22 protein-coding genes are annotated in these 26,620 nt (G+C 72.1%); 17 read left to right on the top strand and 5 right to left on the bottom strand.

Going from position 1 to position 26,620, the window contains the following annotated elements; genetic code table 11:
• Window positions 1-45: 45 nt before the first annotated feature.
• Window positions 46-1,113, top strand: coding sequence for a lysylphosphatidylglycerol synthase domain-containing protein (locus ACFPCY_RS21655; RefSeq protein ID WP_378257865.1), 1,068 nt, complete (start codon window positions 46-48; stop codon window positions 1,111-1,113).
• A gap of 117 nt (window positions 1,114-1,230) precedes the next feature.
• Window positions 1,231-1,749, top strand: a complete 519-nt coding sequence (locus tag ACFPCY_RS21650; RefSeq protein ID WP_378257863.1) for a GNAT family N-acetyltransferase — start codon at window positions 1,231-1,233, stop codon at window positions 1,747-1,749.
• Between the two features lie 70 nt (window positions 1,750-1,819).
• On the opposite strand, the gene ACFPCY_RS21645 is transcribed toward ACFPCY_RS21650, so the two are convergent.
• Window positions 1,820-2,695 (bottom strand): hypothetical protein, encoded by an 876-nt coding sequence (locus ACFPCY_RS21645; RefSeq protein ID WP_378257861.1) that lies wholly within the window; start codon window positions 2,693-2,695, stop codon window positions 1,820-1,822.
• Window positions 2,696-2,778: 83 nt separating this feature from the next.
• Between ACFPCY_RS21645 and ACFPCY_RS21640 the strand changes: the two genes are divergently transcribed.
• From ACFPCY_RS21640 to ACFPCY_RS21630, 3 genes are all read left to right on the top strand, one after another.
• On the top strand, window positions 2,779-3,384 hold the full coding sequence (locus tag ACFPCY_RS21640) for a gamma carbonic anhydrase family protein (RefSeq protein ID WP_378257859.1): 606 nt from the start codon (window positions 2,779-2,781) through the stop codon (window positions 3,382-3,384).
• Between the two features lie 123 nt (window positions 3,385-3,507).
• Entirely contained in the window at window positions 3,508-4,140 is a 633-nt protein-coding gene (locus ACFPCY_RS21635; protein ID WP_378257857.1) for a hypothetical protein, read from the top strand.
• A gap of 5 nt (window positions 4,141-4,145) precedes the next feature.
• Window positions 4,146-4,634 carry an HIT family protein gene (locus ACFPCY_RS21630; RefSeq protein ID WP_378257856.1) on the top strand — a complete coding sequence of 163 codons (489 nt, stop codon included), beginning with the start codon at window positions 4,146-4,148 and terminating at the stop codon, window positions 4,632-4,634.
• Window positions 4,635-4,642: 8 nt separating this feature from the next.
• On the opposite strand, the gene ACFPCY_RS21625 is transcribed toward ACFPCY_RS21630, so the two are convergent.
• Window positions 4,643-5,023: a VOC family protein gene (locus ACFPCY_RS21625; protein WP_378257855.1), complete on the bottom strand. Its 381-nt coding sequence runs from the start codon at window positions 5,021-5,023 to the stop codon at window positions 4,643-4,645.
• Between the two features lie 331 nt (window positions 5,024-5,354).
• Here ACFPCY_RS21625 and ACFPCY_RS21620 point away from each other — a divergent pair, with 331 nt between their 5' ends.
• The 4 genes from ACFPCY_RS21620 to ACFPCY_RS21605 all read left to right on the top strand — a co-directional run bounded on the left by ACFPCY_RS21620 (window position 5,355) and on the right by ACFPCY_RS21605 (window position 9,053).
• A complete protein-coding gene (locus ACFPCY_RS21620) occupies window positions 5,355-6,299 on the top strand; it encodes an ABC transporter substrate-binding protein (RefSeq protein WP_378257854.1) in 945 nt (314 codons plus the stop codon).
• Between the two features lie 251 nt (window positions 6,300-6,550).
• Complete coding sequence (locus ACFPCY_RS21615) at window positions 6,551-7,528, top strand: FecCD family ABC transporter permease (protein ID WP_378258436.1); 978 nt, start codon at window positions 6,551-6,553, stop codon at window positions 7,526-7,528.
• Window positions 7,525-8,364, top strand: a complete 840-nt coding sequence (locus ACFPCY_RS21610; RefSeq protein ID WP_378257852.1) for an ABC transporter ATP-binding protein — start codon at window positions 7,525-7,527, stop codon at window positions 8,362-8,364. The genes ACFPCY_RS21615 and ACFPCY_RS21610 overlap by 4 nt, the downstream gene beginning before the upstream one ends.
• Window positions 8,361-9,053, top strand: coding sequence for an adenosylcobinamide amidohydrolase (locus ACFPCY_RS21605; RefSeq protein WP_378257850.1), 693 nt, complete (start codon window positions 8,361-8,363; stop codon window positions 9,051-9,053). Before ACFPCY_RS21610 ends, ACFPCY_RS21605 begins: the two co-directional genes overlap by 4 nt.
• Before the next feature lie 113 nt (window positions 9,054-9,166).
• On the opposite strand, the gene ACFPCY_RS21600 is transcribed toward ACFPCY_RS21605, so the two are convergent.
• On the bottom strand, window positions 9,167-9,484 hold the full coding sequence (locus ACFPCY_RS21600; protein ID WP_378257848.1) for a hypothetical protein: 318 nt from the start codon (window positions 9,482-9,484) through the stop codon (window positions 9,167-9,169).
• Window positions 9,485-9,591: 107 nt separating this feature from the next.
• The gene (locus tag ACFPCY_RS21595) at window positions 9,592-11,112 is read right to left on the bottom strand and encodes an AMP-binding protein (RefSeq protein ID WP_378257846.1); all 1,521 of its coding nucleotides are present in this window, start codon (window positions 11,110-11,112) and stop codon (window positions 9,592-9,594) included.
• A 272-nt stretch (window positions 11,113-11,384) separates the two neighbouring features.
• Here ACFPCY_RS21595 and ACFPCY_RS21590 point away from each other — a divergent pair, with 272 nt between their 5' ends.
• Both ACFPCY_RS21590 and ACFPCY_RS21585 read left to right on the top strand, forming a co-directional pair.
• Complete coding sequence (locus tag ACFPCY_RS21590) at window positions 11,385-13,526, top strand: vWA domain-containing protein (protein WP_378257844.1); 2,142 nt, start codon at window positions 11,385-11,387, stop codon at window positions 13,524-13,526.
• Window positions 13,523-15,079, top strand: coding sequence for an extracellular solute-binding protein (locus tag ACFPCY_RS21585; protein ID WP_378257842.1), 1,557 nt, complete (start codon window positions 13,523-13,525; stop codon window positions 15,077-15,079). The genes ACFPCY_RS21590 and ACFPCY_RS21585 overlap by 4 nt, the downstream gene beginning before the upstream one ends.
• An 18-nt stretch (window positions 15,080-15,097) precedes the next feature.
• On the opposite strand, the gene ACFPCY_RS21580 is transcribed toward ACFPCY_RS21585, so the two are convergent.
• Entirely contained in the window at window positions 15,098-15,664 is a 567-nt protein-coding gene (locus tag ACFPCY_RS21580) for an SACE_7040 family transcriptional regulator (RefSeq protein WP_378257840.1), read from the bottom strand.
• A 119-nt stretch (window positions 15,665-15,783) separates the two neighbouring features.
• Between ACFPCY_RS21580 and ACFPCY_RS21575 the strand changes: the two genes are divergently transcribed.
• The 6 genes from ACFPCY_RS21575 (at window position 15,784) to ACFPCY_RS21550 (ending at window position 26,583) form a co-directional block, all read left to right on the top strand.
• Window positions 15,784-17,376: a carboxyl transferase domain-containing protein gene (locus tag ACFPCY_RS21575; RefSeq protein WP_378258434.1), complete on the top strand. Its 1,593-nt coding sequence runs from the start codon at window positions 15,784-15,786 to the stop codon at window positions 17,374-17,376.
• A gap of 8 nt (window positions 17,377-17,384) precedes the next feature.
• Window positions 17,385-19,334: an acetyl/propionyl/methylcrotonyl-CoA carboxylase subunit alpha gene (locus ACFPCY_RS21570; RefSeq protein WP_378257838.1), complete on the top strand. Its 1,950-nt coding sequence runs from the start codon at window positions 17,385-17,387 to the stop codon at window positions 19,332-19,334.
• Window positions 19,335-19,339: 5 nt separating this feature from the next.
• A complete protein-coding gene (locus ACFPCY_RS21565) occupies window positions 19,340-20,260 on the top strand; it encodes a hydroxymethylglutaryl-CoA lyase (protein WP_378257836.1) in 921 nt (306 codons plus the stop codon).
• Between the two features lie 4 nt (window positions 20,261-20,264).
• Complete coding sequence (locus tag ACFPCY_RS21560; RefSeq protein WP_378257835.1) at window positions 20,265-21,416, top strand: acyl-CoA dehydrogenase family protein; 1,152 nt, start codon at window positions 20,265-20,267, stop codon at window positions 21,414-21,416.
• A gap of 48 nt (window positions 21,417-21,464) precedes the next feature.
• Window positions 21,465-24,743 (top strand): NACHT domain-containing protein, encoded by a 3,279-nt coding sequence (locus ACFPCY_RS21555; RefSeq protein WP_378257833.1) that lies wholly within the window; start codon window positions 21,465-21,467, stop codon window positions 24,741-24,743.
• Window positions 24,744-25,113: 370 nt separating this feature from the next.
• The gene (locus tag ACFPCY_RS21550) at window positions 25,114-26,583 is read left to right on the top strand and encodes a DHA2 family efflux MFS transporter permease subunit (RefSeq protein WP_378257831.1); all 1,470 of its coding nucleotides are present in this window, start codon (window positions 25,114-25,116) and stop codon (window positions 26,581-26,583) included.
• Window positions 26,584-26,620 lie beyond the last annotated feature (37 nt).

The following is a 26,620-nucleotide window of genomic DNA, read 5'->3' as shown; positions in this document are numbered from 1 at the left end:
TCCAGTCGCCGCATAAATGTCACCGAAAACGCCGACAACAACAGTGTGGAGAACATCGCCGCCGGCGCCGGACCCGCGGCGCCCACCGGGCTCCCCGCCCTGACCGGTGACGCCGTTCCCGGTCCCGGCGCGGTGGTCGCCCTGTTGGTCCGGGCGCGCACGACCGTCACCCGCTCACGTCGCATCCGCGTCACCGCCGCACTCGTTCCGCTCGCCGCCGTCGTCACCGCACTGATTCTCACCCAGGGTGTCCGGCGCGCTCTCGCCGCGTTCGTGGCCCTCGGCGACGCCCGCTGGGAATTCCTCCCTCCCCTCGCACTCCTCGCAGTTCTGCATTACGTTTTCGCCGCTTTCGCCTTGCGCGGCGCATCCGGCAGGCCGCTCCCCATCCGCCGGACGACCCTCACCCAGTTCACCGCGGCCGCCGCCAACCGCGTCACTCCCGGCGGCCTCGGCGCGGCGGCCGTCAACACCCGTTACCTGGTGACGCGGGGAATGCCCGTCGCGAGCGCCCTGGTCGCGGTCGCCGTCCTCCAGGCCGCCGGCGCGCCCGCCGACCTCCTGCTGATGGGCGGTGCCCTCGCTCTGGGCGGCGGAGACAACCTCGACCCGCACCTCCTCGCGCGACTCGCGCTGCTCCTCCTTCCGTTCACGTTGATCGTGCTGCCCATCGCGCTCCGCTGGGGCCGCCGCGCCGTCCGCTCCCCCGCCGTCGTCCGCGCCCTGACGGGCCTGACCGACCTGTGCCGCCGCCCCGCCGACCTGGCGCTCACCCTGTCCTGCTCGGCCGGGACGACCCTCGTCCTGGCCGTGGCGTTCGCCCTCAGCGTCCAGGCCATCCCCGGCACCCTGACCAGCGCCGGCGACACGATTCCCCTCCTCACCGCGTACCTCCTGGGCGCCGCCGCGGGCGCGGCGATCCCCCTGCCCGGCAGCATGGGCACGACCGAAGCCGCCCTCCTCACCGCCCTCGCCGCCCTGGACACGCCCACGACCCCCGCCCTCCAGGCCGTCCTGCTCTTCCGCGCCATCACCTTCTGGGCCCCCGTCCCCTTCGGCCTCCTCGCCTACCGAACCCTCCGTCCAACCGCCCCCGCGCCGGCCACCTCCTGACTCGGCCCGGGAGCCCACTCGGCCATGAGCCAACTCCCCGGGCGGACTCGGGGACGAACCGCCCCGCCGAGACGTTCCTTCAGGCGATCACGACAGCCACCGGATGGAGCGCCCCCCATGCCTTCCACCTACGAGATCCGGCCCGCACGCCCCGGAGACGGCGTCGGCGTCGCGCGGGCCTGGCAGGACTTCGCGGACTACTACCGGGAGCTGGCCCCCGAAGCCTTCAAGTCCCCGCGCAGTGACGGTCTGAGCGACTACCTGGAGACCAGGCTCCTGACCACCGCTCCCGACCACTTCGTCCGCGTGGCCGACCACGACGGCGAGGCCGTCGGCTTCGTCCATGCCGCCTTCCAGCACCCCCACAAGGACGCCGCCTACCAACTGTCCAGGGACATCGCCGTCCCCCGCGTCTACGTCAACGCGCTGGCCCTCCAACGCCGCCACTGGCGCGGCGGTGCGGGCACCGCCCTCATGAAGGCCACCGAGGAATGGGCCCGAGACCGCGGCGCGCACCTGCTGACGCTCGACACCTTCGCCGCCAGCCCCATCTCCGTCCCCTTCTACGAGACCCGCATGGGCTACCACCGCCACACCATCAACTTCACCAAGCCGCTCCTTCCCGTCACCTCCTAGCCGAAGGCACGGCAGCGGCGCCTCGTCGCTCCCTTTCTTGCTCCAGAGTCGCGGTGGGAGAGGGGCCGAGTCAGTGGAAGGCGTGCTGGGTGTGGCGGGTGGTGGGGTTGCGGAGGCGGGCCAGGTGGGTGGCCAGGCGGTCCATGGTGGGATCGTCGGGGCGCCAGCCGTGGTCGAGGAGGGCGGTGAGGACGGCTTCGAGGTAGGGGCCGGGACGGGGCAGGACGTCCTTGGTGACGGGGATGATCTGCCAGCCGCGGGCGCGGAGCCAGCGGCGGCGGTGGTCGTCGTGGGCGCGGGCGCGGCGGCCGGTGTGATGGCGCTCGCCGTCGTATTCGAGGCCGACGCGCCACTGCTCGTAGCCGAGGTCGATGGAGAGGCGCTCGCCGTGCGGGCCGGGGACGGGGATCTGCGTGGTCGGACGGGGGAAGCCGGCGCGGATCAAAAGGACCCTGGTCCAGCTCTCGCCCGGGGAGGCGGCGCCCCGGTCGCTCATCCGGAGGACCTCGGAGAGGCGGCCGCCCTGGTAGCCGGGGAGGGCCCTGGCCATGGCGCGCAGTTCCGGTTCCGGGACGCCGGCGCGGAGGAACTGGTCGAGGGCGGCGACGGCGTCGAGGCGCGGCAGCCAGCGGGCGCAGTCGAGGGCCGTGCGGGTGCGGGTCGTCAGGCGGACGCCGTGGTGGGTGGTGGTGTGGCCGGGCGGCAAGGGAGCCCACCGGGGGTCGGGCGGCGTGTCGGGCGGGGCGGGTTCCGGGTGAATGAGGTCGAGTTCCCACTGGCCCGGGCGGACGCCGGGCGACAGCACGTCGATCCCCCAGATCCAGGCGGCGGTGCGACGTGCGATCACGGCTCCGGTGGGCAGGATGTCGGCGAGCCGCGCGGGGCGGCCGTCGGCCAGCGGGCGGATCTTCCGGTCGGACGTTTTCGTCCATGTGAGACTGGTCATGGATCAAGGGTCGCGGCCACCGCACGGCCACCGGAAGCCGACCGCCGATCTGTGGACAACTCGAACGCCGGAGGGATTTCGCCATGTTGATCGAGCACCGAGGCCGGCGTCCCGTAGTGCCGACGTCGGCGTACGTGGCTCCGACCGCGGTGTTGTGCGGTGCGGTCACGCTCGGGGAGAACGCTCGGGTGCTGCATGGTGCGGTGCTCACCGCAGAAGACGGCGAAGTGACCCTCGGCGCGGACGTCGTGGTGATGGAGAACGCTCTCGTGCGCGGGCGCGAAGGCCATCCCGTCGTCATCGGCGATTCGGTGCTCGTCGGACCGCACGCGCACGTCAACGGCGCGATCGTCGAGGACGAGGCGTTTCTCGCCACCGGGTCTTCCGTCTTTCCGGGCGCGGTGGTCGGTGCGCGGGCGGAGATGCGCATCAACAGCGTCCTGCATGTGGGGTCGCGGTTGGAGGCGGATGCGGTCGTGCCGATCGGATGGGTCGCGGTGGGTGTGCCCGCGCAGTCGTTCGGGCCGGATCGGCATGACGAGATCTGGCGGGTTCAGCGGGAGATGGACTTTCCCGGGGTCGTCTACGGGGTCTCCAGGGACGCGTCCATGCGCGAGGTCATGGCGCGGCAGGTCACGTTCTATGGAGAACACCGTGATGACCGGGTGGTCGACGAGCCGGGGTCCTAGCGTTGGGATCGGACGGTGGCGGAGAGCAAGGGCGTGGTGCCTGACCCGGCCGTACGCGCGCGAGGAGCCACGGGCATGGACTCGCGGGAGCGACGGTCGGAGGATGGCGTGGAGGTGACGGACATGATGGCGAAAGGTACGCGACAGGCGCTGCACGGCGTCGCCGAGATGGTCCTCGCGGGACCCCAGTTCCGGACGAGCGGGTCGATCGAGCTGGCCGTGCTGGACGGCGGCTTCGGCACGGTGGCCAGGCCCCTCCTGCGCGTGCGCGGGACGGAGCTCGTGGTGGACGAGAGGGCCGTCCCGATGAACGGGCTGACGTTCCGCGAGGTGGCGACCGCCGCGGACGTGACGGCCGGACGGCCCGAGGGCGTCTACAAGGAGGGCAGCGGCCTCGGCCCGGACGACACCATCGGCATCGACGCGGGCGAGGCCGCCGTCATCGAGCGTGCCTTCGCGTGGGGCAGGGAGGCGCTGCTCAGGCTGGAACCGAACGAGCGTCCGATCCTGTGGCCCGAGCACTTCGACATCGCCATCACCGTGGACGAGGTCAATTACGGCGTCTCACCCGGCGACGGGTATCTGCCCGAGCCGTACGCCTACGCGGGCCCCTGGCGGACGCGGGTAGGAGCGTTCTGGAACGCGCCTTTCGGAGCGGCGCGTCCGCTGCGGCTGCTGCCCGGCGCGACGGCCGTGCATGACTTCTTCAGCGAAGCACGGGACCGCGTGGCGTCCGATCCTCCGCGCGAGCCCTGAACCTCGTGCGCGCGCACGAGGAATGCCTCGCCTGTGACCTGGCGACGGGGAAGCGTCCGCTTCCCGGCGGACGCATCGCCGAAGTCGACGGTTGGGTGGTGGAGCACGCCGTCGCTCCGCTCGGCCTGGGCACGCTCATCGTCAAACCGCTCCGCCACGTCCTGCACGTCGCCGATCTCGGCGACGGCGAGAGCGCGGCGCTCGGGCCGTTGCTGCGGCGGGTGTCGGCCGCTGTCACCGAACTCGTCCGGCCCGAGCAGGTGTACGTGTGCCTCTGGTCGCACGCGCAGGGGCGGCCCGGCCACCTGCATTTCGTGGTGCAGCCCGTCCGGAAGGCGGACATGGAGCGGTTCGGCGCCTTCGGCCCGTCCCTCCAGATGGCGATGTTCCTCAAGGACGAGCGCCCTGCGACGGACGACATCGAGGCGTTCTGCGCGCGCGTGCGTCCGCTGCTCACCCAGCCTGCGCGCGTACGCCCCTCGCTCGGGCAGTGAGTCTCGGCTCAGGCCGGGGAGATGAGTTCGTACAGGTTGCCGGACGGGTCCGCGAAGTAGACCCCACGGGCGCCCAGGGGATGCTGCTCGGCCACCCGGCCGTTCGTGTGGTCGCCCGGCCCGTCGCCATGGGGCAGCTCGTGCGCGCGCAGGTACGCGACGGCGGTGTCGAACGTGGCCGGGTCCACGTCGAAGGCCAGGTGATGGCCGGTCGGGTCCGGAACCGTCATGAAGTCCAAGGACAGCTCGTCGTTGATGCGCAGCGGCGCGAAGTGCTTCGCGACGGGGTGCGGACCGTCGTACTCCAGGCCGAGGACCGCGGCGAGGAAGCGTGCGGCGGCCTCGTTGTCGACGGCGGGGACGATCGTGTGGTTGAGCGTGATGGTCACTGCGTTCCTCCGTGAACGAGGGTGCGGCGTCGCCGCCCACGCTACGGAGTGAATACTCACTCCGTCAATCCCGCCGCTGCCGCCGGGCCTCCGCGAGGCCGGGCGATCGGCCGCGGGGGCGGACGATCGGCCGCCGGCCTGCTGATAACGTTGCAGTTCAAGCGTGCGCTGAGCGAAGTCCGGTGAGACCCCGGCGCTGTCCCGCAACTGTGATGGCCTCCCCCGAAGGCCGAGCCAGGTCGCCTTGCCGCACGCCGACGATTTCGACCTCGCGGTAGGGCCGTCCGTCACCGGCGGATCGCGTGCCCGCCGCATGCCTTGGAGGCAGGCTGTGAGACCCGTGCGCGCCCTCGGCGCGTCCCTCGTGATCGGCGCGATGGCGCTGGCGTCCGCCTGCGGCGGATCCGGCGACTCGGGCAAGGACAAGGGCGGGGCGTCCGGCGGCGGCCCCGTCGTCGTCCAGGCGTCGAACGGCAGCGTCACCATCCCGGCGACGCCGAAGCGCATCGTGTCGCTCTCCCCGACGCACACCGAGACGCTGTTCGCGATCGGCGCGGGCAAGCAGGTGACCGCGGTGGACGAGCTGTCGAACTACCCCGCCGACGCGCCGCGCACCAAGCTGAGCGGCTTCAAGCCGAACGCCGAGGCCGTCATCGCGACCAAGCCCGACCTGGTCGTGCTGTCCAACGACATGGACGGCATCGTCGACGCGCTGACCAAGGTGAAGATCCCGGTCCTGCTGGAGCCCGCCGCCACCAAGCTGGACGAGGCGTACGACGAGATCGAGGACCTCGGCAAGGCCACCGGGCACACCGCCGAGGCGACGAAGCTGACCGAGCGGATGCGCACCGGCATCCAGCAGACGGTGGCGGGCGCGAGCAAGGCGGCCGGGGGTCGTCAGCTCAGCTACTATCACGAGCTCGACAACGAGCTGCACACGGTGACGTCCAAGACCTTCGTCGGCCAGGTCTACGCGCTGTTCGGGCTGCAGAACATCGCCGACGGCGCGGACAAGGCGTCCGGCGGCTATCCGCAGCTTTCGCAGGAGTACCTGCTGCGCCGCGACCCGGACATGATCCTCCTCGCGGACACCAAGTGCTGCGGCCAGTCCGGCGTGGCCGTCGGCAAGCGTCCGGGCTGGTCCGCGCTGTCGGCGGTGAAGAAGCAGAACACGGTCGAGCTGGACGACGACATCGCGTCCCGCTGGGGTCCGCGCCTGCCCGACTTCGTGAAGGCCATCGCCGCCGCCGTGCAGAAGGCGTCGGCCTCGAAGTGACGCCCGCCCGCCCGCGTTCGCGGCTGCGCGGGCTCCTCGCCCGCCCCCGCCGCGAACAGCGGGCCCGGCTGGGCGGACTCCGCGCCCGCCCTCGTCGTGGACAGCGGGCCCGCCTGGGCGGACTCCGCGCCCGCCCTCGTCGTGGACAGCGGGCCCGCCTGGACGGGTTGCTCGCTCGTCCGCAGCGCGAACAGCGGGCTCGGCTGCGGCCCGTGCAGCTGGCGGTCGCTCTCGCCGCGCTCGCCGCGACGATGCTCGGCGCGCTGCTGGTCGGAGCGGCCGGGCTGCCCGTGTCCGGCGTGCTGAAGGCGCTCGCGGACACGGTCCCGTTCGTCCATCTCGACTCCGGGCTCGGCGTCGTCGAGCACAACGTACTCTTCGAGCTGCGGCTGCCGCGCGTGCTGATGGCGGCGCTCGTCGGCGGGCTGCTCGCGATCGCGGGAGCGGGTTACCAGGGCGTCTTCCGCAATCCGCTCGCCGACCCGTACCTGCTGGGCGCGGCGGCCGGTGCCGGCGTCGGCGCGACGCTCGTGATCGTCACGCTGCGCGACGCGCCCGGTTTCGCGGTGCCGCTCGCCGCCTTCACCGGGGCGATCACCGGCGTGCTGCTCGCCTACGGCCTCGGCCAGGTCGCGGCGCGCGGCGGGACCGGCGGCGGGACGGGAACGCTCGTCCTCGCCGGGGTCGCGGTCGCGAACTTCCTGTCGGCGGTCCAGACGTTCTTGCAGCAGGCGAACTCGCAGCAGCTCCAGCGGATCTTCGCGTGGATCCTCGGCGGCGTCGGCACCGCCGACTGGGGACAGCTGCGGATGGTCGCGCCCTACGCGCTGATAGCGGTCGTCGTACTGCTCACTCACGGCCGCTTGCTCGACGTCCTCGCCGTCGGCGACGAGGAGGCGACGACGCTCGGGATGTCAGCGGCGCGAGTGCGCCTGCTGGTTCTGCTCGCCGCGTCGCTCGCGACCGCTTGCGCCGTGGCGGTCAGCGGGCTGATCGCGTTCGTCGGGATCGTCGTCCCGCACCTGGTGCGGCGGCTCGCGGGGGGTTCCTACCGGATCGTCCTGCCGCTGTCGCTGCTGGTGGGCGGCGCCTTCCTGGAGCTCGCCGACCTCGTCGCGCGCACGGTCGTCGCGCCCGCCGAGCTGCCGCTCGGCGTGGTCACCGCCTTCGTCGGCGGCCCGTTCTTCGTGCTCGTCCTGCGCGCGACCCGCAGGCAGGTGGACGTATGACGGTCTCGGTCCGGGACCTGGACGTCGAGCTGGGCGGGCGGCGCGTCCTCCGCTCGGTCACCATGGAGGTCGCCGCCGGCTCCTGGACGGCCGTGATCGGCCCGAACGGGGCCGGGAAGTCGACGCTGCTGCGCGCCGTGCTGGGCCTGCGCGACGGGCGGGGGACGATCCGGATCTCCGGACGGGACGTCCGGGCCATGCGTCCCCGGCAGCGCGCCCGCCTGGTCGCCTATGCCCCGCAGAGTCCGCGCCTGCCGCCGGATATGACCGTCTTCGACTACGCGCTCCTCGGCCGTTCCCCCTACATCCCGCATTTCGGACGCGAGAGCACGCACGACCGGTCGGTCACCGCGGACGTGCTGGAGCGGCTCGACCTGTCCGGGCTGGCGGCGCGCACGCTCGACCAGCTGTCGGGCGGCGAGCGGCAGCGGGTCGTCCTCGCGCGGGCGCTGGCGCAGCAGACGCCGGTCCTGCTCCTGGACGAGCCGACGACCGCCCTCGACATCGGCCATCAGCAGCAGGTCATGGAGCTCGTCGACCGGCTCCGGCTCGCGGACGGCCTCACCGTCATGTCCACGATCCACGACCTCACGCTCGCCGCTCAGTACGCCGACCGGCTCGAACTGCTTTCGGACGGTCGCGTCGCCGCGTCCGGGTCGCCCGCGGACGTGCTGACCCGCGAGACGATCGCGGCCCATTTCGACGCCGGCGTCAGCGTGTCCCATGATGCGGAGGGGCGCCCGCTGCTGGCGCTGGAACGTCCCGCCCGTCCTGGCGAACGTCCCGCCCGTCCTGGCGAACGTCCCGCCCGTCCTGGCGAAGGAGCCGGCGAGTGATTGTCGACCTGCACTGGCGCGAGGAGGACGGCGCGCGACTCGCGGCCACTGTCTGGCGGCCCGGCGACGGGTACCGGACGATCTCGTCGGCGATGCTCGGCGGCGGCCTGACCTCCGCCCGCTGGGTGCTGAACGCGCAGGTCGCGGGCGCGTACTCGCGGATGGACCCGGTCGAGCACCTCCACGAGCTCGCCGCCGCGTACGGCCTCGAAGGACCCGGTGTCGGGATGCTCACCGCCGCTTCCGTCGAGCGCACGCAGCGAGCCGAGGACGGCGGCGTCGAGGTGTCGGCGACCGTGGGGCTGCGCGTCCCGACGTGGGCCGCCGCTCCCGTCGGCGCGGACGACCCGGAACTCGCCCCGATCCGCCTGGACGGCGCGGTCCTCCGTCCGGGGACGATCAACATCGTGGTCTCCGTGCCCGTCCCGCTGTCGGACGCGGCGCTGGTCAACGCGGTGATGACGGTGACGGAGGCCAAGTCGCAGGCGATGCTGGAGGCCGGATACGCGGGGACCGGCACCGCGTCCGACGCCGTCTGTGTGGCGGCGCCCGAAACCCCGGGCGAACCGGAGCCGTTCGCGGGTCCGCGTTCGGAGTGGGGGGCGCGCATCGCTCGGGCCGTCCACCGGGCGGTCCTGGCCGGGGCGCACGACTACACGCGGCTGCTAGCAGCCCGTCGCGGTCGCTAACACGCCAGCGCCGGCACCGAGGCCCCGGCCGAGGGCGGAGGCCGGTCGTCGCGGGGCGTCCGAAACGGTGCGACGACCGGCCGGGCAGGGCCCGAAAGATCGGTCGAGAAGCCTCACCTCCTTTCCGGACGCCGTCCGAAGCGTCCGGTGACGTGGGAACCGAGGGAGTCGAGAGAGTGGACGCCCGTGGCCGGTTCCGGATCGGGGAACATGAGCGTGGAAACGTCGTCCTCCCGCCGGTGTCCGGGCGCTCCCGAGCGTTCGGCGGTGAGCTCGTTCACCGCGACGCGGAGCTCTTCCAGCAGGTACGAGAGCTGCCAGACGAGCCGTTCCGCACGCTCACAAGCGTCCCCCCGCATGGACGCATCCGTCCGCTGCTCCATGAACGCTCGTTCGGCCGGGGCCATGGGGACGGTCTTGGGCTCGCTCATGCCCGTGGTACGCACGGCGAGGCTCGATGCGTTCGACCGGTCGCGAGGTTCCCGAAGTCAGCACTTCAAGTGGTTCCCGAAGTCAGTGCTTCGAGTAATTCCCGAAGTCAGTGCTTCATGTACTCCTCGCGAAGGCGCGAGCGGCTGAGCTTGCCCGAAGGCGTGCGCGGAAGCGCGGCCCGGAACTCGATCCGGCGCGGATGCTTGAGGCGGGCGAGGCGCGGTTCGCAGTACGCCAGCAGCTCGGCGCCGAGCGCCTCGTCCGGCGCGTGACCGGGGGCGGGCTCCACGAGGGCGACGGGCCGCTGCCCCCACTCCTCGTCCGGGACGCCGATGACCGCCACGTCGGCGACCGCCGGATGCCCGAGCAGGACGGCCTCGATCTCCGCCGGGTACAGGTTGACGCCGCCGGAGATGATGAGGTCGGTGCGCCGGTCGCTCATGTAGACGAAGCCGTCCTCGTCGAGGTGGCCGAGGTCGCCGGGGGTGTAGAGGTCGCCGCGGTGGGCGGCGGCGGTCTTGGCCGGGTCGCGGTGGTACTCGAAGCCGAGCGTGCCGCCCCGCACGTAGATCATGCCGGTCTCGCCGGGCGGCAGTTCCCGGCCGTCCTCGTCCAGGATCCTGATCTCGACGCCGTCCACGGCGCGGCCGACGGTTCCGGGGTGTGCGAGCCATTCGTCCGGTTTCGCGACCACGACCGCGCCGCTCTCGGTGGAGCCGTAGTACTCCCAGAGCACCGGCCCCCACCAGTCCATCATCGCCCGCTTGGTGTGGACGGCGACGGGCGCGGCGCTGTGGAAGACCTGCCTCAGGGACGAGGTGTCGTAGCGGTCGCGCACGTCCGCCGGAAGCCCGAGCAGGCGGTGGAACATCGTCGGGACCATGAACGTGCTGGTCACGCGGTGCTCCTGGATGAGCCGCAACGCGCCCTCCGGCTCGAAGCGCGGCGGCACGACGACGGTGTGCCCGAGCGTCAGCGCCATCATCGCGTGCGCGCACGGCGCGGAGTGGTACAGCGGACCGACGACGAGGTGCACGTCGTCGCCGGGCGCGAGGTGCAGGTCCCGCCCGATGGTCTGCCTGAGCAGGTCGAACACCGGTTCCGGCGGCAGGTCGAGCAGCGGACGCCGGACGCCCTTCGGCTTCCCCGTCGTGCCGGAGGTGTAGAGCATGACCGAGCCCATGCGCCGCGCGTCCGCCGCGATTTCGGACGCCGCTTCCAGCCATTCCGGCTCATCCACGTTGAGGACGGCGACCGAACCGGCCTCCGCCGCCCGTACGGCGTTCTCGACCGTCACGCCGAGCGCGCCCTCGGTGATGACCGCGCCCGCGCCGCTGTCGGCGAGGATGTAGCCGATCTCCGGCGGGCTGAGATGACGGCTGACCGGGACGAGGTAGAGCCCGTTCTGGAGCGCGCCGAACAGCGCGACGAGGAACTCCGGCCGGTTCCCGAGGACGGTGGCGACCGTGTCACCGCGCCGCAGCCCGAGCCCGCGCAGTACCGCCGAGCAGCGGTTCACCCGTTCGTGCAGCTCGCCGTAGGTGAGGGGCCCGCCGGGTCCCGCGACGGCCGGACGGTCCGGCTCCCCGTCCGCGATCTCGTAGAAGCTGACGCCGTCGACACCCATGCGCGACTCCTCGTCCGGCCGGGCCGCCTGCGCGGTCCGCCGTTTCCCATCGAGCTACGGACCGGCGGTGAAGTCAAGCCGTCACCGTCCGTCCGCGCGTCCGTCCGCGCGTCCGTCCGCCCGCGCGCCTGTCCGCCAACCCGCCTGTCCGTCCGTCGGGCCGTCCGAACCGGAACAAAACGGCCGATCATGGTCGCCGGATTCGGACCCGCCGCGGTGTCCAGGTCACTACGCTTGGGGCGATTCGGCGACAGCGAGCGGTGACTGGCAGCGTGGTGACCGAAGAGACCGACAACGCCCCACCCCCCGACGGCCGGAGCCCGGCGGCCCCGGACGAGAGGCGCTCACCCCTGCGGCGGCTGACGGAGGTCATGGCCTTCGAGCTGGCCTCGTCCGTCCTCGTGGGCCTGCTCGTGACCGTCTTCCACGGCTACTTCTGGCTCAACACGGTCGTCACGCTCGTCGTGCTCGCCGGGTTCTCGGTGTTCCTCTGGCGGTCGCGTCCGGACCTGGTGCACAACGTGCTGGCGCGCGCGACGACGACGCTGGCGTGGATGGCGAGGGCGCTCGCGTGCCTGCTCCTGGGCGCGGCGGCGATGGTGCTCGTGCTGCTCGCGGTGCTCGGCGTGCGGGCGCTGCGCGACGCGGCGCAGCCGTGCGGGCAGCCGCTGGAGCTTCGCGTGATGTCCGCGCCGGAGATGCTGACGCCGCTGCGCGCGGCGGCGGCGGAGTTCGTCGCCGACCGCCGGGACGCCGGCTGCCGCCGCTACACGGTCACGGTCGTCCCGGAGCCGGGGCCGGTCTCGCTCTACGACGCGTTCAGCCGCCTGTGGCGGCGCAACGACACGGGCGAGGACCAGCAGCTCCTCGGCCCGCAGCCGGACGTGTGGATCCCGGCGAGCGGCACCGAGCTCGACTTCGTCCCGCACGGTGGCCAGGCCGGCGGGAACGGCGATCCGCGGTTCCGGCAGTACCGGTCGCTAGGCACCTCGCCGATGGTGCTCGCCCTGTTCCCGAAGACGGACGCGGCGGTCGCGAGCCCCTACAGCGCGCCGCTGAAGTCCAGCCCGGGCGCGCTGCTGAAGCAGATCGCCCAATCGGGGGTGAAGCTGCGCGGCATCGCCCGTCCCGTCCCGGACACCTCGGCGGCGGCGCTCGCAGTGACCCCCGCGCTGTACGACGCGCAGGAGGGCGCGTCCCCGAGCGCGGCGGAGAAGTTCGCGAGCCCGCCCGACCTCGTGGCGCCCGACGCGGTCACGCTCCTGTGCCGGTTCCGCGCGCAGGCGGCGCAGGGCCTGGCGCCTCCGTCGGACATCGCCGTCGCCGTCCCCGAGCAGGTCCTCGCCGACTACGACGCCGGACGCGCCCTCGGCGACCGGTGCGGACCGGCCGACGCCTCGTCCGACCTGAGCGCGGGCTGGCGGCTGCACCCGTACTACGCGGTCGGCCTGCCGACCATGAACTACCCGTTCGTCCAGCTGACCTGGCGCGGGCAGGACACCCGGGCGCGCGACGACGCGATCGGCGACCTGCGGTCCTGGCTGGCCGCGCACCCGCTGAGCGAGCAGGGCCTGCGCGACGACCGCGGCGAGATCCCCGCGCCGCCGGAGGGCGATTCCGAGCATTTCTACCTGTCCCGGCTCCAGGGCATGGTCGGTGAGCGGGCCGTCCCGCCGCTCGTCCAGCTGAACGGCACTCCCCCGGTCCAGGCCGCGCTGGACCGGCTCGCCGCCGCGCGCCCGAAGGTCTCGGCGACGCTCCTGCTGGACGTCTCCGGCTCGATGGACCAGGCCGCCGGGTCCGCGACGCCCGCGTCGCCCGCGGCCTCAGCATCACCCGCCACCACGCCCACGGCGGGATCGGCGGGCGGAGGGGGACCGGCCGCATCGGGCGGGACGCGCCTCAACCGCGCCGTGACGTTCCTGCAGAGCTTCGTGGACCAGCTCCAGGGCTCGGACCGCGTCGGCCTCCAGGTGTTCTCGTCGGCCGCCGATCCCCGCAATCCGGCCACGTTCGGGAACGTCCCGCCGCGCGACGCCCAGTCCGACCAGAAGGACCAGGTCGGCAACCAGCTCCAGGCGGTCACGACGGTCGGCGGGGACCTGCCGTTCCGCTCCGCGCTCGCCGCCGCGAACCTGTCCAGCGGCAGGCAGGACCTCCTCCTCGTCACCGACGGCGAGAGCGCGGGCAGCAACCCGGACGCGTCCGGGCTGGCCTCCTGGCTGTCCGGGCCCTTCCGCGCGGCCAACCCGAACCTGCGCCTCACCGTCGTCCTCACCGGCCCGGCGGGCTGCGGGACGGCGCACATCGCGCAGCTCACGTCCGCGCTCGGTCCCGGCCGGGGCCGCTGCGTCTCCCTGACCAACGCCCCCGAACAGGAACAAGCCGCCCAACTCCTCTCGGGACTGCGATGACCACCGAAGACGACGACCGCGACCGTCCGGCCCGTCCGCCGTCCCGGGACGGCGATCCGCCTGACGAAAACCGGCGTTTCGACGCGTCCTCGACGAACGGTGATGCCACCGGCGGTCCGTCGCCGACGCCACCACGCGCGCACGAGGCAAGGCACGACAAAGCGCGGCACCAGGAGATACGCCGCCAGCAGGCGCGCCAGCACGGGACGCATTTCTCCCGCCGGGCCGCATTGCTGTGCGCGTCCGTGGGCGCGCTGGCCGTTCTCGCGGCGGGCCTGGTGTCGCAGATCCATCCGAGCACGCCGTACCACGCGCTGGCCGCCGACTGCGGGCGCAAGGACCTGGTGGTGGCGGGCGGGACGGACGTGAGCCTCAAGGCGCAGCGGCGGGCGCTGATCAAGCAGTGGAACGCCTCGTCCTACCCGGACGGACGGCCGCACCGGCACGCGCGCCTGGTCGAGGTGTCCGACTCGACCGATCTCCAGCACAGCCAGCTCGCGGCGGTCGAGCAGTCCGGCGGGTGCGCCTACGACGTCCTGATCATGGACAACACCTGGACGGCGCAGTTCGCGGAGGCGGGCTACCTCCGGAAGCTGGGCGGCCTGTCCGATCCCGCCGACTTCATCCCCGCCGCGCTGCGCACGGGCCAGTGGAAAGGCGAGCAGTATGCCGTGCCGTTCAACCTGGACGTCGGCCTGCTCTACTACCGCGAGGGCACCACACCGCCCGCGACCTGGTCCGATCTGCTCGACCGCGGGTACGACGCCCAGCTGGACGACTACGAGGGGCTGACCGTCAACCTCCTTGAGGACGTGTGGAACGACGGCGCGGCGGACGTCCTCACCGGTAACGCGCACGCGGATGAGAAATCGCTCAAGGACCGCGTCTACCCCGCGCTCCGCCGTCTCGTGCCGCGAACCCAGGAGTCGCTGAAAGCTTCACGGCAGTTCCAGGAGCAGGACGCCATCAACGCTTTCGCAAACGGCGACAAGCTGATGCGGAACTGGCCCTACGCGTTCTCGGCCCTGGCCACCGAGCCGCGCATGCGCGCGAGCGGCGATCGTCTGCTGTTCCACGTGGCTCCGCTTCCGGGGCGCACCGTGCTGGGCGGCCAGAATCTCGCGGTTTCGGCCCACTCCCCCAATCCGGGGCCGAGCGCCGATCTCGTCCGCTTCCTCTCGGGGACGGCCGCGCAGCGCCAGCTCTTCTCGTGCGGCGGGTTCGCGCCCGCCCGTTACTCGGCGCTCGGCCTGTCCCCCGAGAAGCACTCGCCGGCGGACGTGCAGGCGCGCTCGTGCTCCGAGCTGATGCGCCGTCCGCCCACGCCGGGCGACCCGGACCTGCCGAACCAGCCGCAGCTCACCGAGCTGGGGCGGGCCGTCGTGACGGCGCTCGGCCGCGCCCGGCCGCGCCCGGTCACCGAGCACTATCCGACGTTCTCCGCGACCTTCCGCGAGTGCGCGAACAAGATCTTCGACGGGACGGCCGCCGACGCCGGGACCTTCGCCGAGGACGTCGTGGAGGCGCTCAAGGGCCGTCCGTCCTCCTGTTAGCGGGCGCTCCGAGGCGCGCTAACAGGCCAGCGCGGCGCGGGCCATCGTGTGCAGCAGCGCGGCCATCTCCGGACGGTCGAGACCGGCCGCGCTGTACGGGGTCGAGTTGAGCAGGCCGAAGCAGGCGTGGACGGCGGCCCGGACGCGCGGCTCCGGCTCGTCCGGACGCAGCCGGCGCAGCACGCCGACCCATTCCTCGACGTAGGCCCGCTGGACGCGCCGGACCTGGTGGCGCTGCGGCTCGGGCACGTTGTCGAGCTCCCGCTCGTGCACGGTGATCAGCGCGGGGTTGTCCAGCGCGAAGGAGATGTGCCAGTCGAGCAGGGCGTCCAGGGCGGCGGACGGGTCGGGCGCGGCGGCCCGGCGGACGCCCTCGGCGCGCAGCCGCTCGCTGATGTCGACGAGCATCTCGGCGAGCACGGCCTCCTTGCCCCGGAAGTGCCGGTAGAGGGCCGGTCCGGTGAGGCCGAGGGCGCGGCCGAGGTCGCCGATGGAGGTGCCGTGGAAGCCGCGCCGGGCGAACAGCTCGGCCGCCGCGGCGAGGATCTCGGCCCGGCGCGGGTTCGCCGTGCTCACGTCGGTCATGATGGGAGTGTAGACGAATCCTGTTAACGAGCATTAACATCGCACTTGTTAACGAGCATTAACTGTCGATGGGGACGGGTGATGACCGGGTGAGCGGGAGCGGAACCGGATCCTGGCCGGTGCTGGGCACGCGCGCCGATCCGGCGGGCGAGGCCTTCAAGGCCAACACCGCGCACAACGAGGCGCTGGCCGCCGAGCTGCGCGAGCGGCTGGACACGGCCGCGCGCGGCGGCCCCGAGCGGGCCCGCGAGCGGCACGTCAAGCGCGGCAAGCTGCTGCCCCGCGACCGGGTGGACACCCTGCTCGACCCGGGTTCGCCGTTCCTGGAGCTGTCGCCGCTCGCCGCGACCGGCATGTACGGGGACGACGCGCCGGGTGCGGGCATCATCACCGGCGTCGGGCGGATCTCCGGCCGCGAGTGCGTGGTCGTCGCCAACGACGCGACCGTCAAGGGCGGCACGTACTACCCGATGACGGTCAAGAAGCACCTGCGCGCGCAGGAGGTCGCCCTCCACAACCGGCTGCCCTGCGTGTACCTGGTCGACTCGGGCGGCGCGTTCCTGCCGAAGCAGGACGAGGTGTTCCCCGACCGCGAGCACTTCGGGCGCATCTTCTACAACCAGGCCACGATGTCCGGGCGGGGCATCCCGCAGATCGCGGCGGTGCTCGGGTCCTGCACGGCGGGCGGCGCGTACGTGCCGGCGATGAGCGACGAGGCGGTGATCGTCCGCAACCAGGGGACGATCTTCCTCGGCGGTCCGCCGCTGGTGAAGGCCGCGACCGGCGAGGTCGTCACGGCCGAGGAGCTCGGCGGCGGCGAGCTGCACTCGCGGATCTCCGGCGTCACCGACCATCTCGCCGACAACGACGCGCACGCGCTGTCGATCGTCCGGAACATCGTCGCGACGCTCGGCCCGCGCTCGCCGCGGCCGTGGGAGACCGCCGCGCCGGACGAGCCCCTGTTCTCCCCGGACGAGCTGTACGGCGTCGTCCCGCCGGACGCCCGCACCCCCTACGACGTGCGCGAGGTCATCGCCCGCGTCGTGGACGGGTCCCGGTTCCAGGAGTTCAAGAAGGAGTTCGGGACGACCCTGGTGACCGGGTTCGCGCACATCCACGGCCACCCGGTCGGGATCATCGCGAACAACGGCATCCTGTTCGCCGAGTCGGCGCAGAAGGGCGCGCACTTCATCGAGCTGTGCGACCAGCGCGGCGTCCCGCTCGTGTTCCTCCAGAACATCACCGGCTTCATGGTCGGGCGCGAGTACGAGGCGGGCGGCATCGCCAAGCACGGCGCGAAGATGGTCACGGCCGTCTCGTGCGCGCGCGTACCGAAGTTCACGGTCGTCATCGGCGGCTCGTTCGGCGCGGGCAACTACGCGATGTGCGGGCGGGCCTACTCGCCGCGCTTCCTGTGGATGTGGCCGAACGCGCGGATCTCGGTGATGGGCGGCGAGCAGGCCGCGAGCGTGCTGGCGACCGTCCGGCGCGACCAGCTCGGCGACGCGTGGTCCGCCGAGGAGGAAGAGGAGTTCAAGGCTCCGATCCGCGCGCAGTACGAGGACCAGGGCAACCCGTACTACTCCACGGCCCGGCTGTGGGACGACGGCGTCATCGACCCGCGCGACACGCGCCGCGTGCTGGGTCTCGCGCTGTCGGCCGCGGCGAACGCGCCGCTGGAGCCGGTCGGCTACGGCGTCTTCCGGATGTGAGGGGCGAGATGTTCGAGAGCGTTCTGGTCGCCAACCGGGGCGAGATCGCCGTCCGGGTGTTCCGCACCGCGCGGCGGCTCGGGCTGCGGACGATCGCGGTCCACACGGCGGGCGACACCTACCACACGGCCTTCGCGGACGAGGCCGTCGAGATCCCGTCCTACCTGTCGATCGAGGCCGTGCTGGACGCGGCGCGCGCGACGGGCGCGGCGGCGATCCATCCCGGCTACGGGTTCCTCGCGGAGAACACCGCCTTCGCGCGCGCGTGCGAGGAGGCCGAGGTCGTCTTCGTCGGGCCGCCCGCGTCGGCGATCGACGCGATGGGCGACAAGATCCGCGCGAAGCGGACCGTCGCGGCGGCGGGCGTCCCGGTCGTCCCCGGACGGGACGAACCGGGCCTGTCGGACGCCGAGCTGGAGGCCGCCGCGCTGGAGGTCGGGCTTCCGGTACTGCTCAAGCCGTCCGCGGGCGGCGGCGGCAAGGGCATGCGGCTCGTCCGGACGGCCGGGGAGCTGCCGGAGGCGATCGCGTCCGCGCGGCGCGAGGCCCGCACGTCCTTCGGCGACGACACGCTGCTCGCCGAGCGGTTCGTGGAGAACCCGCGGCACATCGAGATCCAGGTCTTCGCCGACGCGCACGGCAACGCCGTCCACCTGGGCGAGCGCGAGTGCTCGCTGCAGCGCCGCCACCAGAAGATCATCGAGGAGGCGCCGTCGCCGCTGCTGTCCGCCGAGGCGCGGGCGCGGATGGGCGAGAGCGCCGTCGCGGCGGCCCGCGCTGTCGGCTACGTCGGCGCGGGCACGGTCGAGTACATCGTCTCGGCGGACCGTCCGGACGAGTACTTCTTCATGGAGATGAACACGCGGCTCCAGGTCGAGCACCCGGTCACCGAGCTGGTCACCGGTCTCGACCTGGTCGAACTCCAGTTGCGCGTGGCATCCGGCGAGCCACTGCCGTTCGGCCAGTCCGAGGTCGCGCTGTCCGGCCATGCCGTCGAGGCGCGCGTCTACGCCGAGGATCCGGCGCGCGGCTTCCTGCCGACCGGCGGGCGCGTCCTGGCGCTGGCCTCCGGTTCGGAAGCGCGCGTGGACTCCGGGATCGAGGTCGGGACGGTCGTCGGCGGCTCGTTCGACCCGATGCTCGCCAAGGTCATCGTGCACGGCCCGGACCGCGAGACCGCGCTGACCGTCCTCGACCGGGCGCTCGGCGGGTACGACCTGCTGGGCGTCACGACGAACGTCGCGTTCCTGCGCAGGCTGCTGACCTCGCCGTCCGTCGTCTCCGGCAACCTGGACACCGGGCTGGTCGAGCGGTCCATGGACGAGCTGACCGCCGGGCTGCGCGACGTCCCGGCCGAGGTGCTCGCCACCGCCACGCTGGAACGGATGCTGGCCCTGGAGAGCGACGACCCGGACCCGTGGGCCATCCCGGACGGCTGGCGCCCGGGCCGTCCCGCCTGGACGCCGTGGCTCATCACCCCGGCCGGTTCCGATCCGGTCGAGGTACGCGTCCAGGGGCGCGCCTCGTCCGCGCGCGTATGCGTCGGCGACGAGCAGCCGGTGGCCGCATCGCTCCGCCGCGACGGATCCGACCTCGTCCTCACCTACGACGGCCGGACGACCCGTTACTCGTGCGCGCGCGACGGCAGCACCCTGTGGCTCGGCCGCGGCGGACGGACCTGGGCCCTCGCCGAGCACGAACGCGCCGAAGGCACCGGCGCGGCGGCCGTCTCCGGCGACGGCGTCCTGCGGAGCCCGATGCCCGGAACCGTCCTCGCGGTGAAGGCCGCCGAGGGCGACGAGGTCGAGGAGGGCCAGCCGCTCGTCGTCGTCGAGGCGATGAAGATGGAGCACACCGTCACCGCGCCGCGCGCCGGGGTGGTGGCGTCCCTGCCGGTCCGCGCCGGGTCCCAGGTCGCCCTGGACGAGGTGCTGGCCGTGATCGAGTCGGAGGACTGAGCGCCATGCGCGTACCGCTCGACGGGCTCCCCGAGCGCGTCACTGTCTACGAGGTCGGCCCGCGCGACGGGCTGCAGAACGAGAAGTCGATCGTCCCGGTCGAGGTGAAGTCCGAGTTCGTCACCCGGCTCGCCGACGCGGGGCTGACGACGATCGAGACGACCTCGTTCGTCCATCCCAGGTGGGTGCCGCAGCTCGCCGACGCCGAGGACCTGCTCGGCGTCCTGCCGCGCTCCCCCGACCTGCGCTATCCCGTGCTGGTGCCGAACGAGCGGGGGCTCGACCGGGCGCTCGCCAACGGCGTCACCGAGATCGCGATCTTCGGTTCGGCGACCGAGACGTTCGCCCGCCGCAACCTGAACCGCACGATCGACGAGTCCCTCGCGATGTTCGAGCCGGTCGTCCGGCGCGCGCGCGACGAGGGCCTGTGGGTGCGCGCGTACGTGTCCATGGTCTGCGGCGACCCGTGGGAGGGCGACGTGCCGCTCGCGCAGGTCGCGTCCGTCGCGCGCCGCCTGATGGACCTCGGCTGCTCGGCGCTCAGCCTCGGCGACACCATCGGCGTCGGCACGCCCGGCCAGGTCACCGCGCTGATCGGCGAGGTCGTCGGCGCCGGGATCCCGCTGGACCGGATCGGCGTCCACTTCCACGACACCTACGGCCAGGCGCTCGCGAACACCCTCGCCGCGCTGCGCGCCGGGGTCACCGTCGTGGACGCGTCGGCGGGCGGCCTCGGCGGCTGCCCGTACGCCGAGTCCGCCACCGGCAACCTCGCCACCGAGGACCTGGTCTGGATGCTCGACGGCCTCGGCGTCGAGACCGGCGTCGACGTGCGCAAGCTCGCCGAAACGAGTCTCTGGATGGCCGGCCGGCTCGGCCGCCCGTCCCCGTCCCGCGTCGTCCAGGCGCTCGCGCCCAAGGAGTAACCCGATGATCGACTTCACCCTGCCCGACGAGCAGGAAGAGCTGCGCCGCACCGTCGAGCGCTTCGCCCGCGAGACCGTCGCGCCCGCGATCGGCGACCTGTACGAGCGCGGCGAGTTCCCGTACGAGATCGTCGCCGGGATGGGCAAGATGGGGCTGTTCGGCCTGCCCTTCCCGGAGGAGTTCGGCGGCATGGGCGGCGACTACTTCGCGCTCTGCCTCGCCCTGGAGGAGCTCGCGCGGGTCGACTCGTCCGTGGCGATCACCCTGGAGGCCGGCGTCTCGCTCGGCGCGATGCCGATCTACCGGTTCGGCAGCGACGCGCAGAAGCGCGAGTGGCTGCCGAAGCTGACGTCCGGCGAGCGGCTGGCGGCGTTCGGCCTGACCGAGCCCGGCGGCGGCTCGGACGTCCCCGGCGGCATGCGCACCACCGCCCGGCTGGACGGCGACCACTGGGTCATCAACGGCTCCAAGGCGTTCATCACGAACTCCGGCACCGACATCACGGCGTTCGTGACCGTGACGGCGTTCACGGGCGAGAACGAGATCTCCACGATCCTCGTCCCGAACGGCACGCCGGGCTTCACGGTCGGCCGCAAGTACTCCAAGGTCGGCTGGTCGGCCTCGGACACCCGCGAGCTGTCCTTCGACGACGTCCGCGTCCCGGCGGAGAACCTCGTCGGCGAGCGCGGCCGGGGATACGCCCAGTTCCTCCGCATCCTGGACGAGGGCCGCATCGCGATCGCGGCGCTGTCGGTCGGCCTCGCCCAGGGCTGCGTGGACGAGTGCCTCCGCTACGTCCGCGAGCGCGAGGCGTTCGGCCGCGAGATCGGCCGCTACCAGGCGATGCAGTTCAAGATCGCCGACATGGAGACGCGCGCGCACACCGCGCGCCTCGCCTACTACGCGGCGGCGGCGAAGATGCTCAAGGGCGAGCCGTTCAAGAAGGAGGCGTCGATCGCCAAGCTCGTCGCCTCGAACGCGGCGATGGACAACTCCCGCGACGCCACGCAGATCTTCGGCGGCTACGGCTTCATGAACGAGTACGCCGTCGGCCGCTTCTACCGCGACGCCAAGATCCTGGAGGTCGGCGAGGGCACCAGCGAGGTCCAGCGCATGCTGATCGCCCGCTCCCTCGGCCTGCCCGCGTCCTTCTAAGGACGAAACGCCCCACACCGGGCCAACTCGACGGGCGATACTGGGCGGATGTCCGTCGAGTTGGCCGCCGTGGGCGTCGGCAAGTCAGTGGCGAAGCTCGTGCTCGGCCGGATGCTCTCCGGCCGGACGGCCCGCCTCGACCGGTCGTCCGACCTGATCGACCTCATCAAGGTCGGCTACGCGGACGAGCTGAAGCGCCGCAAGGCGGTGTCCCAGTTCGAGGACATCGCCACCGCGGTCGCCGACCGCCTCCTGAAGTTCTGCCGCGCCGAGTACCGCGGCCTGACCGACAACGACCGCGAAGCGGTCCTGGGCCAGGTCGTGCTGACGCTCGACCGCGCGGACCTCTCCGACGCTGCGTTGTTGGCGGACGACGCCGACCCGGTGAAACTGGCCCGTCGCCTCCGCGGGACGCTTCCGGCCCGCGAAGCTTCGTTCCAGTTGGGCGAAGCCGGGGCGCGCCTGTACGACGTTGTTCTGGACGAGTGCTGCGACTGTCTCGCACGGGTGCTGACGCATCTGCCGCAGTTCGCGCCGCGCGCTTCGGCGGAGACCCTTTCGCGGCTCTCCGGGTTGGCGGAGCAGGTCGAAACGCTTCTCGCACGCATGCCCGCACGTTCACTCACCGCTCCGGAAGGCATCGGCGAGGACGATGAGTTCACGCGCCGCTACCTGTCGTCGCTGAGCGAAACGCTCGACACGCTGGAGTTGTTCGGCGTCCGGTTCGAGCGGCTGACCCGGCCCAGGACGAGTCTCAGCGTCGCGTACATCAGCCTCAACGTGTCGCGGGAGCAGGACAAGCCTCGCGCGCGGCGGGAGCCCGTAGCGCGCTCTGAGTGGCGCGAGGAGCGCTCCGGCGGGACCGTCCGCATCGAGACCGCGCTGAAGGACCACCGTCTTCTCCTCGTGCGCGCGGAGGCCGGCGGCGGCAAGAGCACCCTGCTGCGGTGGCTGGCCATCGCTGCGGCGCGCGGCTCGTTCACCGACGAACTCGCCGACTGGCGCGGACTCGTTCCGTTCCTGATCAAGCTCCGCAGCCATGCGGGCGGCACGCTGCCCACGCCCGAAGAGTTCCTGGACGACATGGCCGGGAACCTCGCAGGACTGATGCCGAAGGGCTGGGCGCACCGAGTCCTGCTCTCCGGCCGTGCCCTGGTGCTGGTGGACGGCGTGGACGAGATCACGAACTCCCAGCGCCAGGCCGTCCGGGAGTGGGTGGGACGCCTCGTCCGCGACTTCCCGGGCATCCGGGTGATCGTCACGTCCCGTCCGGCCGCCGCGACCGCCGACTGGCTCCGCGCCGAAGGCTTCGGGACGGCCTTCCTGGAGCAGCTCAGCCCCGCCGACCTGCGCGAACTGATCGCCCACTGGCACGCGGCCGTCCGCGACTGCGCCGACCTGCCCTGCGAACCGGAACGCCTGCCCGGCTACGAATCACGGCTGCTGGCCCGCTTCGAGGCGGCCCCGCACCTGCGCACGCTGGCGTCCACTCCCCTGCTCGCCGCGATGCTCTGCGCCCTGAACCTTGATCGTGAGTCACTGCCGCGCGACCGCATGGGCCTCTATGCGGCGGCCTTGGACCTCCTCCTGGAGACCCGCGACGCCAAGCGCGGCGTCGCCGTCTCGAACGCCGTTTCGCTGGAGAAGGACCAGAAGATCCGCATTCTGCGCGACCTAGCGTGGAGTCTGTCCACGAGCAACCGCGTCGAACTGCCCAAGCCGATGGTCGAGCGCCTCATCGCCGACCGGCTCGCCGCGATGCCGAACGTCGAGGCGAAGGCGGCAGACGTCCTCGAAGCGCTCTTGCAACGCAGCGGCGTGCTCCGCGAGCCCGTCCCGGGACGCATCGACTTCGTCCACCGGACCGTCCAGGAGTACCTGACCGCCCAGCACGCCGCCGACATCGGCGACATCGACCTCCTCGTCCGCGAGGCCCACCGCGACCAGTGGCGCGAAACCGTGATCATGGCGGCAGGCCACGCCAACGAGCCGCTCCGCCGCGACCTGATCACCGGCCTGCTCGCCCGCATCGACGCCGAGCCGCGCAAAGCGCGCCGCCTGAAGCTCCTCCTGGTGGCATGCCTGGAAACCCTCCCGGCCGTCCCGCCGGATCTTCGCCCGGCCTTCGACCGCTGCCTCAACGAACTCGTCCCACCGCGCGACAAGGCCGCCGCCCGCTCCCTGGCCGGCGCAGGCGAGGCCGTCCTCGACGCCCTCCCCGAGACCGTCGAGGCCCTGTCTCCCGGTGTCGCGCAGGCGACGATCAACACCGCTTGGCTGATCAACGGCCCCAGGGCGCTGGCCGCCCTGGGCCGCTATGCCTCCGACGCACGCATCGAGGCGGTCGTCGAACTGAACCTCGCCTGGGACTACTTCGACGACGCGGAATTCGTGGACCGCGTCGTGCGACACCAGCCCGCGCAAGTCGTCGTGCGCGCCGACAACGGGAGGCAGCTGGAAGCGCTCCGGCACATTCCGCCTCGCTCGCACCTGAGCGCCTACGTGCTGGACGGCTCCGAACTCGACCTGGTCGGCCATCACTGCGCGGAACTGATCGAGCTTCTTCTCTACGGTCCGTCGGCGGAGAAGGTCGATCTGGCACGCCTGCCGGACATGCCGAACCTCAAGGCGTTCACACTGGGGTCCGAGGTGCCCGTGCCATCGTTCGACTTCCTCGACAAGATGCCGGTCCTCCAGCGGCTCAAACTCTGGAACTGCACCGGTCTGACCGACTTCTCGGGGCTTCGACGGCGCGACGGCCTGCAGGTCCTCCTTCTCCAGAATCCCCGTGCTCTGACCAGCCCCGACCAGCTCCCTCCGCTCTCGGAGGTCTCGACCCTCGGCCTGGTCGGGGGCCGCTCGGAGGAGGTCGCCCGTTTCGCGGTCGCCGCAGCACCGGCCCTGGAGGCGCTCTACCTGGGCGAATCGCCATGGCTCGCGGACCTGGACTTCCTGACCGGCTCGCCACTCCGCAGCCTCGACCTCGATGACTGCGGTGAGCTGCAGGACTTCAGTCCTCTCGGCGCCCTCAAGCGACTCGCCACCCTGAGTCTCGAGGGGACCCGCGTCGCGGAGCTCGACTGGATCCGCGGTCTCCACGAGCTCAGACTCCTCTGGCTCCGCAACTGTCCCGAGCTGGACGATCTCTCCCCGCTCGCCTCGCTCCCCGCACTCCGCAACCTCTATCTGGGCTGTGAAGGCGGCCGACCGCTCGACCTCACGCCCCTCGCGTCCAACCGCGTGCTGAACGTGTATATCGCCCACAACCAGCCGGTCATCGGAGGCCAGGCGCTCGGACGGCGGCTGAAGAAGCTGCCGCTGCGATGAGTTCTCGGCGGGCGGGCGGTCTGTACGGGTGACCGCTTCGCTGAGGGGTTTCCAGGGGGTGAGGGTGTTGTGTAGCGAAGGTCACACTCGTCCTGACCTGCCGGGACCTCCCGGTGCGGGGTGAGCTGCCAGAAGTGTCGTAGGTCGCTGGAATACTCCGGGAACCGGCCGGGTTAAATGGTTCGCCCAAGTGTCAGTGACTGCACTATTTTGGCGCGGTCGATCCCCCGGACCACCCCGTGATCCGTTCAGGCTGCCCGTGCGCGCGGGCCCACACGATTGGAAGATTCACTTGACCGCTCCCGCGTCTCCGCAGACGACGGACGGCCCTCCCGAGGCGAACGCCTCCGGAGGAGGTCTCGATCGCGGCGTGCTCGCGGTGGCCATGGTCGTCGTCCTGGGCGCGATCATGTCCATCCTGGACGTGACCGTCGTCAACGTCGCTCTGCGTCATCTCTCCGAAGACTTCAACACCGACCTCGCCACGATCCAGTGGGTGGCGACGGGGTACACGCTGGCGCTCGCCACGGTCATCCCGGTCACCGGCTGGGCCGCGTCCCGGTTCGGCACCAAGCGGCTGTACATCGTCTCGATCGTGCTGTTCGTGCTGGGCTCCGCGCTCGCCGGCACCGCGTGGGACGCGCCGTCGCTGATCGCGTTCCGGGTCCTGCAGGGCCTCGGCGGCGGCATGATCATGCCCGCCGGCATGACGATCCTGACGCAGGCGGCCGGGCCGCAGCGGGTCGGCCAGGTGATGAGCATCGTCGGCATCCCGATGCTGCTCGGCCCGATCCTCGGCCCGATCCTCGGCGGCTACCTCGTGGACGACGTGTCCTGGCGCTGGATCTTCTACATCAACGTGCCGATCGGCATCGTGGCGGTGTTCCTCGCGTCCCGCATCCTGAAGAAGGACCAGCCGGGCAAGGGCGAGAAGCTCGACTTCCTCGGCCTGGTCCTGCTGTCGCCGGGTCTCGCCGGGCTGATCTACGGCCTGGCCACCGGCGCCGAGAAGAACGACTTCGCCCGTCCGGACGTCCTGGCCACCACGGTCCTCGGCGCCGTCCTGGTGATCCTGTTCGCCGCGCACGCGCTCAGCAAGCGGAACACCGCGCCGCTGATCGACCTGCGGCTGTTCAAGCGCAAGTCGGTGGCGGCGGCGTCCGGCACGATGGTGCTGTTCGCCTGCGCCTTCTTCGGCGCGATGCTGATCCTGCCGCTGTACTACCAGACGATCCGCGGCCAGAACGCGCTGCACGCCGGCCTGCTGCTGGCCCCGCAGGGCTTCGGCGCGATGGTCACCATGCCGGTCGGCGGCAAGCTGACCGACAAGCTCGGCCCGGGCAAGGTCGTCCTGGTCGGCCTGGTCACGGTGGTCATCGGCGTGGCGGCGTTCGCCTCGCAGATCAGCGTCGACTCGTCCTACTGGGCGCTCGGCGGCGCGCTGTTCGTGATGGGCATGGGCATGGGCATGACCATGATGCCGACGATGTCCGCCGCGATGGCGACGCTGCAGCACGCCGAGGTGCCGCGGGCGAGCACCGCGCTGAACATCATCCAGCAGGTCGCCGGCTCGATCGGCACCGCGTTCATCGCCGTCCTGCTCGCGACCCAGCTGAAGGACCGGGGGCTCCCCTCGGGCGGCGACCAGGCGCAGCAGGCCGCCGCGCTGAAGAAGCTGCCGCCGGAGATGCTGGCTCAGGTGCCGCACAAGATGGCGGACGCCTTCCAGACCACCTACTGGTGGTCGGCGGCGCTGCTGATCCTCGCGTTCATCCCGGCGCTGTTCCTGCCGCGGAGCAAGCCCGAGGCCACGGTCGACGCGCCGATGCCGATGCACTGACGGGTCACTCCGCCAGAAAGCACTGACGGGTCACTCC

Origin of the sequence: Actinomadura gamaensis (assembly GCF_042652125.1) — a bacterium.
Classification (GTDB): domain Bacteria; phylum Actinomycetota; class Actinomycetes; order Streptosporangiales; family Streptosporangiaceae; genus Spirillospora; species Spirillospora gamaensis.
This window is presented reverse-complemented; position numbering and strand designations above follow the sequence as displayed.

What these genes read in the sequence shown, in the direction of transcription:
- ACFPCY_RS21595 (WP_378257846.1), bottom strand. Translation starts at nt 11,112, where the DNA reads ATGGGTGTCGACGGCGTCAGCTTCTACGAGATCGCGGACGGGGAGCCG.
- ACFPCY_RS21580 (WP_378257840.1), bottom strand. Translation starts at nt 15,664, where the DNA reads ATGACCGACGTGAGCACGGCGAACCCGCGCCGGGCCGAGATCCTCGCC.
- ACFPCY_RS21555 (WP_378257833.1), top strand. Translation starts at nt 21,465, where the DNA reads ATGTCCGTCGAGTTGGCCGCCGTGGGCGTCGGCAAGTCAGTGGCGAAG.
- ACFPCY_RS21645 (WP_378257861.1), bottom strand. Translation starts at nt 2,695, where the DNA reads ATGACCAGTCTCACATGGACGAAAACGTCCGACCGGAAGATCCGCCCG.
- ACFPCY_RS21610 (WP_378257852.1), top strand. Translation starts at nt 7,525, where the DNA reads ATGACGGTCTCGGTCCGGGACCTGGACGTCGAGCTGGGCGGGCGGCGC.
- ACFPCY_RS21615 (WP_378258436.1), top strand. Translation starts at nt 6,551, where the DNA reads ATGCTCGGCGCGCTGCTGGTCGGAGCGGCCGGGCTGCCCGTGTCCGGC.
- ACFPCY_RS21600 (WP_378257848.1), bottom strand. Translation starts at nt 9,484, where the DNA reads ATGAGCGAGCCCAAGACCGTCCCCATGGCCCCGGCCGAACGAGCGTTC.
- ACFPCY_RS21650 (WP_378257863.1), top strand. Translation starts at nt 1,231, where the DNA reads ATGCCTTCCACCTACGAGATCCGGCCCGCACGCCCCGGAGACGGCGTC.
- ACFPCY_RS21565 (WP_378257836.1), top strand. Translation starts at nt 19,340, where the DNA reads ATGCGCGTACCGCTCGACGGGCTCCCCGAGCGCGTCACTGTCTACGAG.
- ACFPCY_RS21585 (WP_378257842.1), top strand. Translation starts at nt 13,523, where the DNA reads ATGACCACCGAAGACGACGACCGCGACCGTCCGGCCCGTCCGCCGTCC.
- ACFPCY_RS21570 (WP_378257838.1), top strand. Translation starts at nt 17,385, where the DNA reads ATGTTCGAGAGCGTTCTGGTCGCCAACCGGGGCGAGATCGCCGTCCGG.
- ACFPCY_RS21560 (WP_378257835.1), top strand. Translation starts at nt 20,265, where the DNA reads ATGATCGACTTCACCCTGCCCGACGAGCAGGAAGAGCTGCGCCGCACC.
- ACFPCY_RS21640 (WP_378257859.1), top strand. Translation starts at nt 2,779, where the DNA reads ATGTTGATCGAGCACCGAGGCCGGCGTCCCGTAGTGCCGACGTCGGCG.
- ACFPCY_RS21635 (WP_378257857.1), top strand. Translation starts at nt 3,508, where the DNA reads ATGATGGCGAAAGGTACGCGACAGGCGCTGCACGGCGTCGCCGAGATG.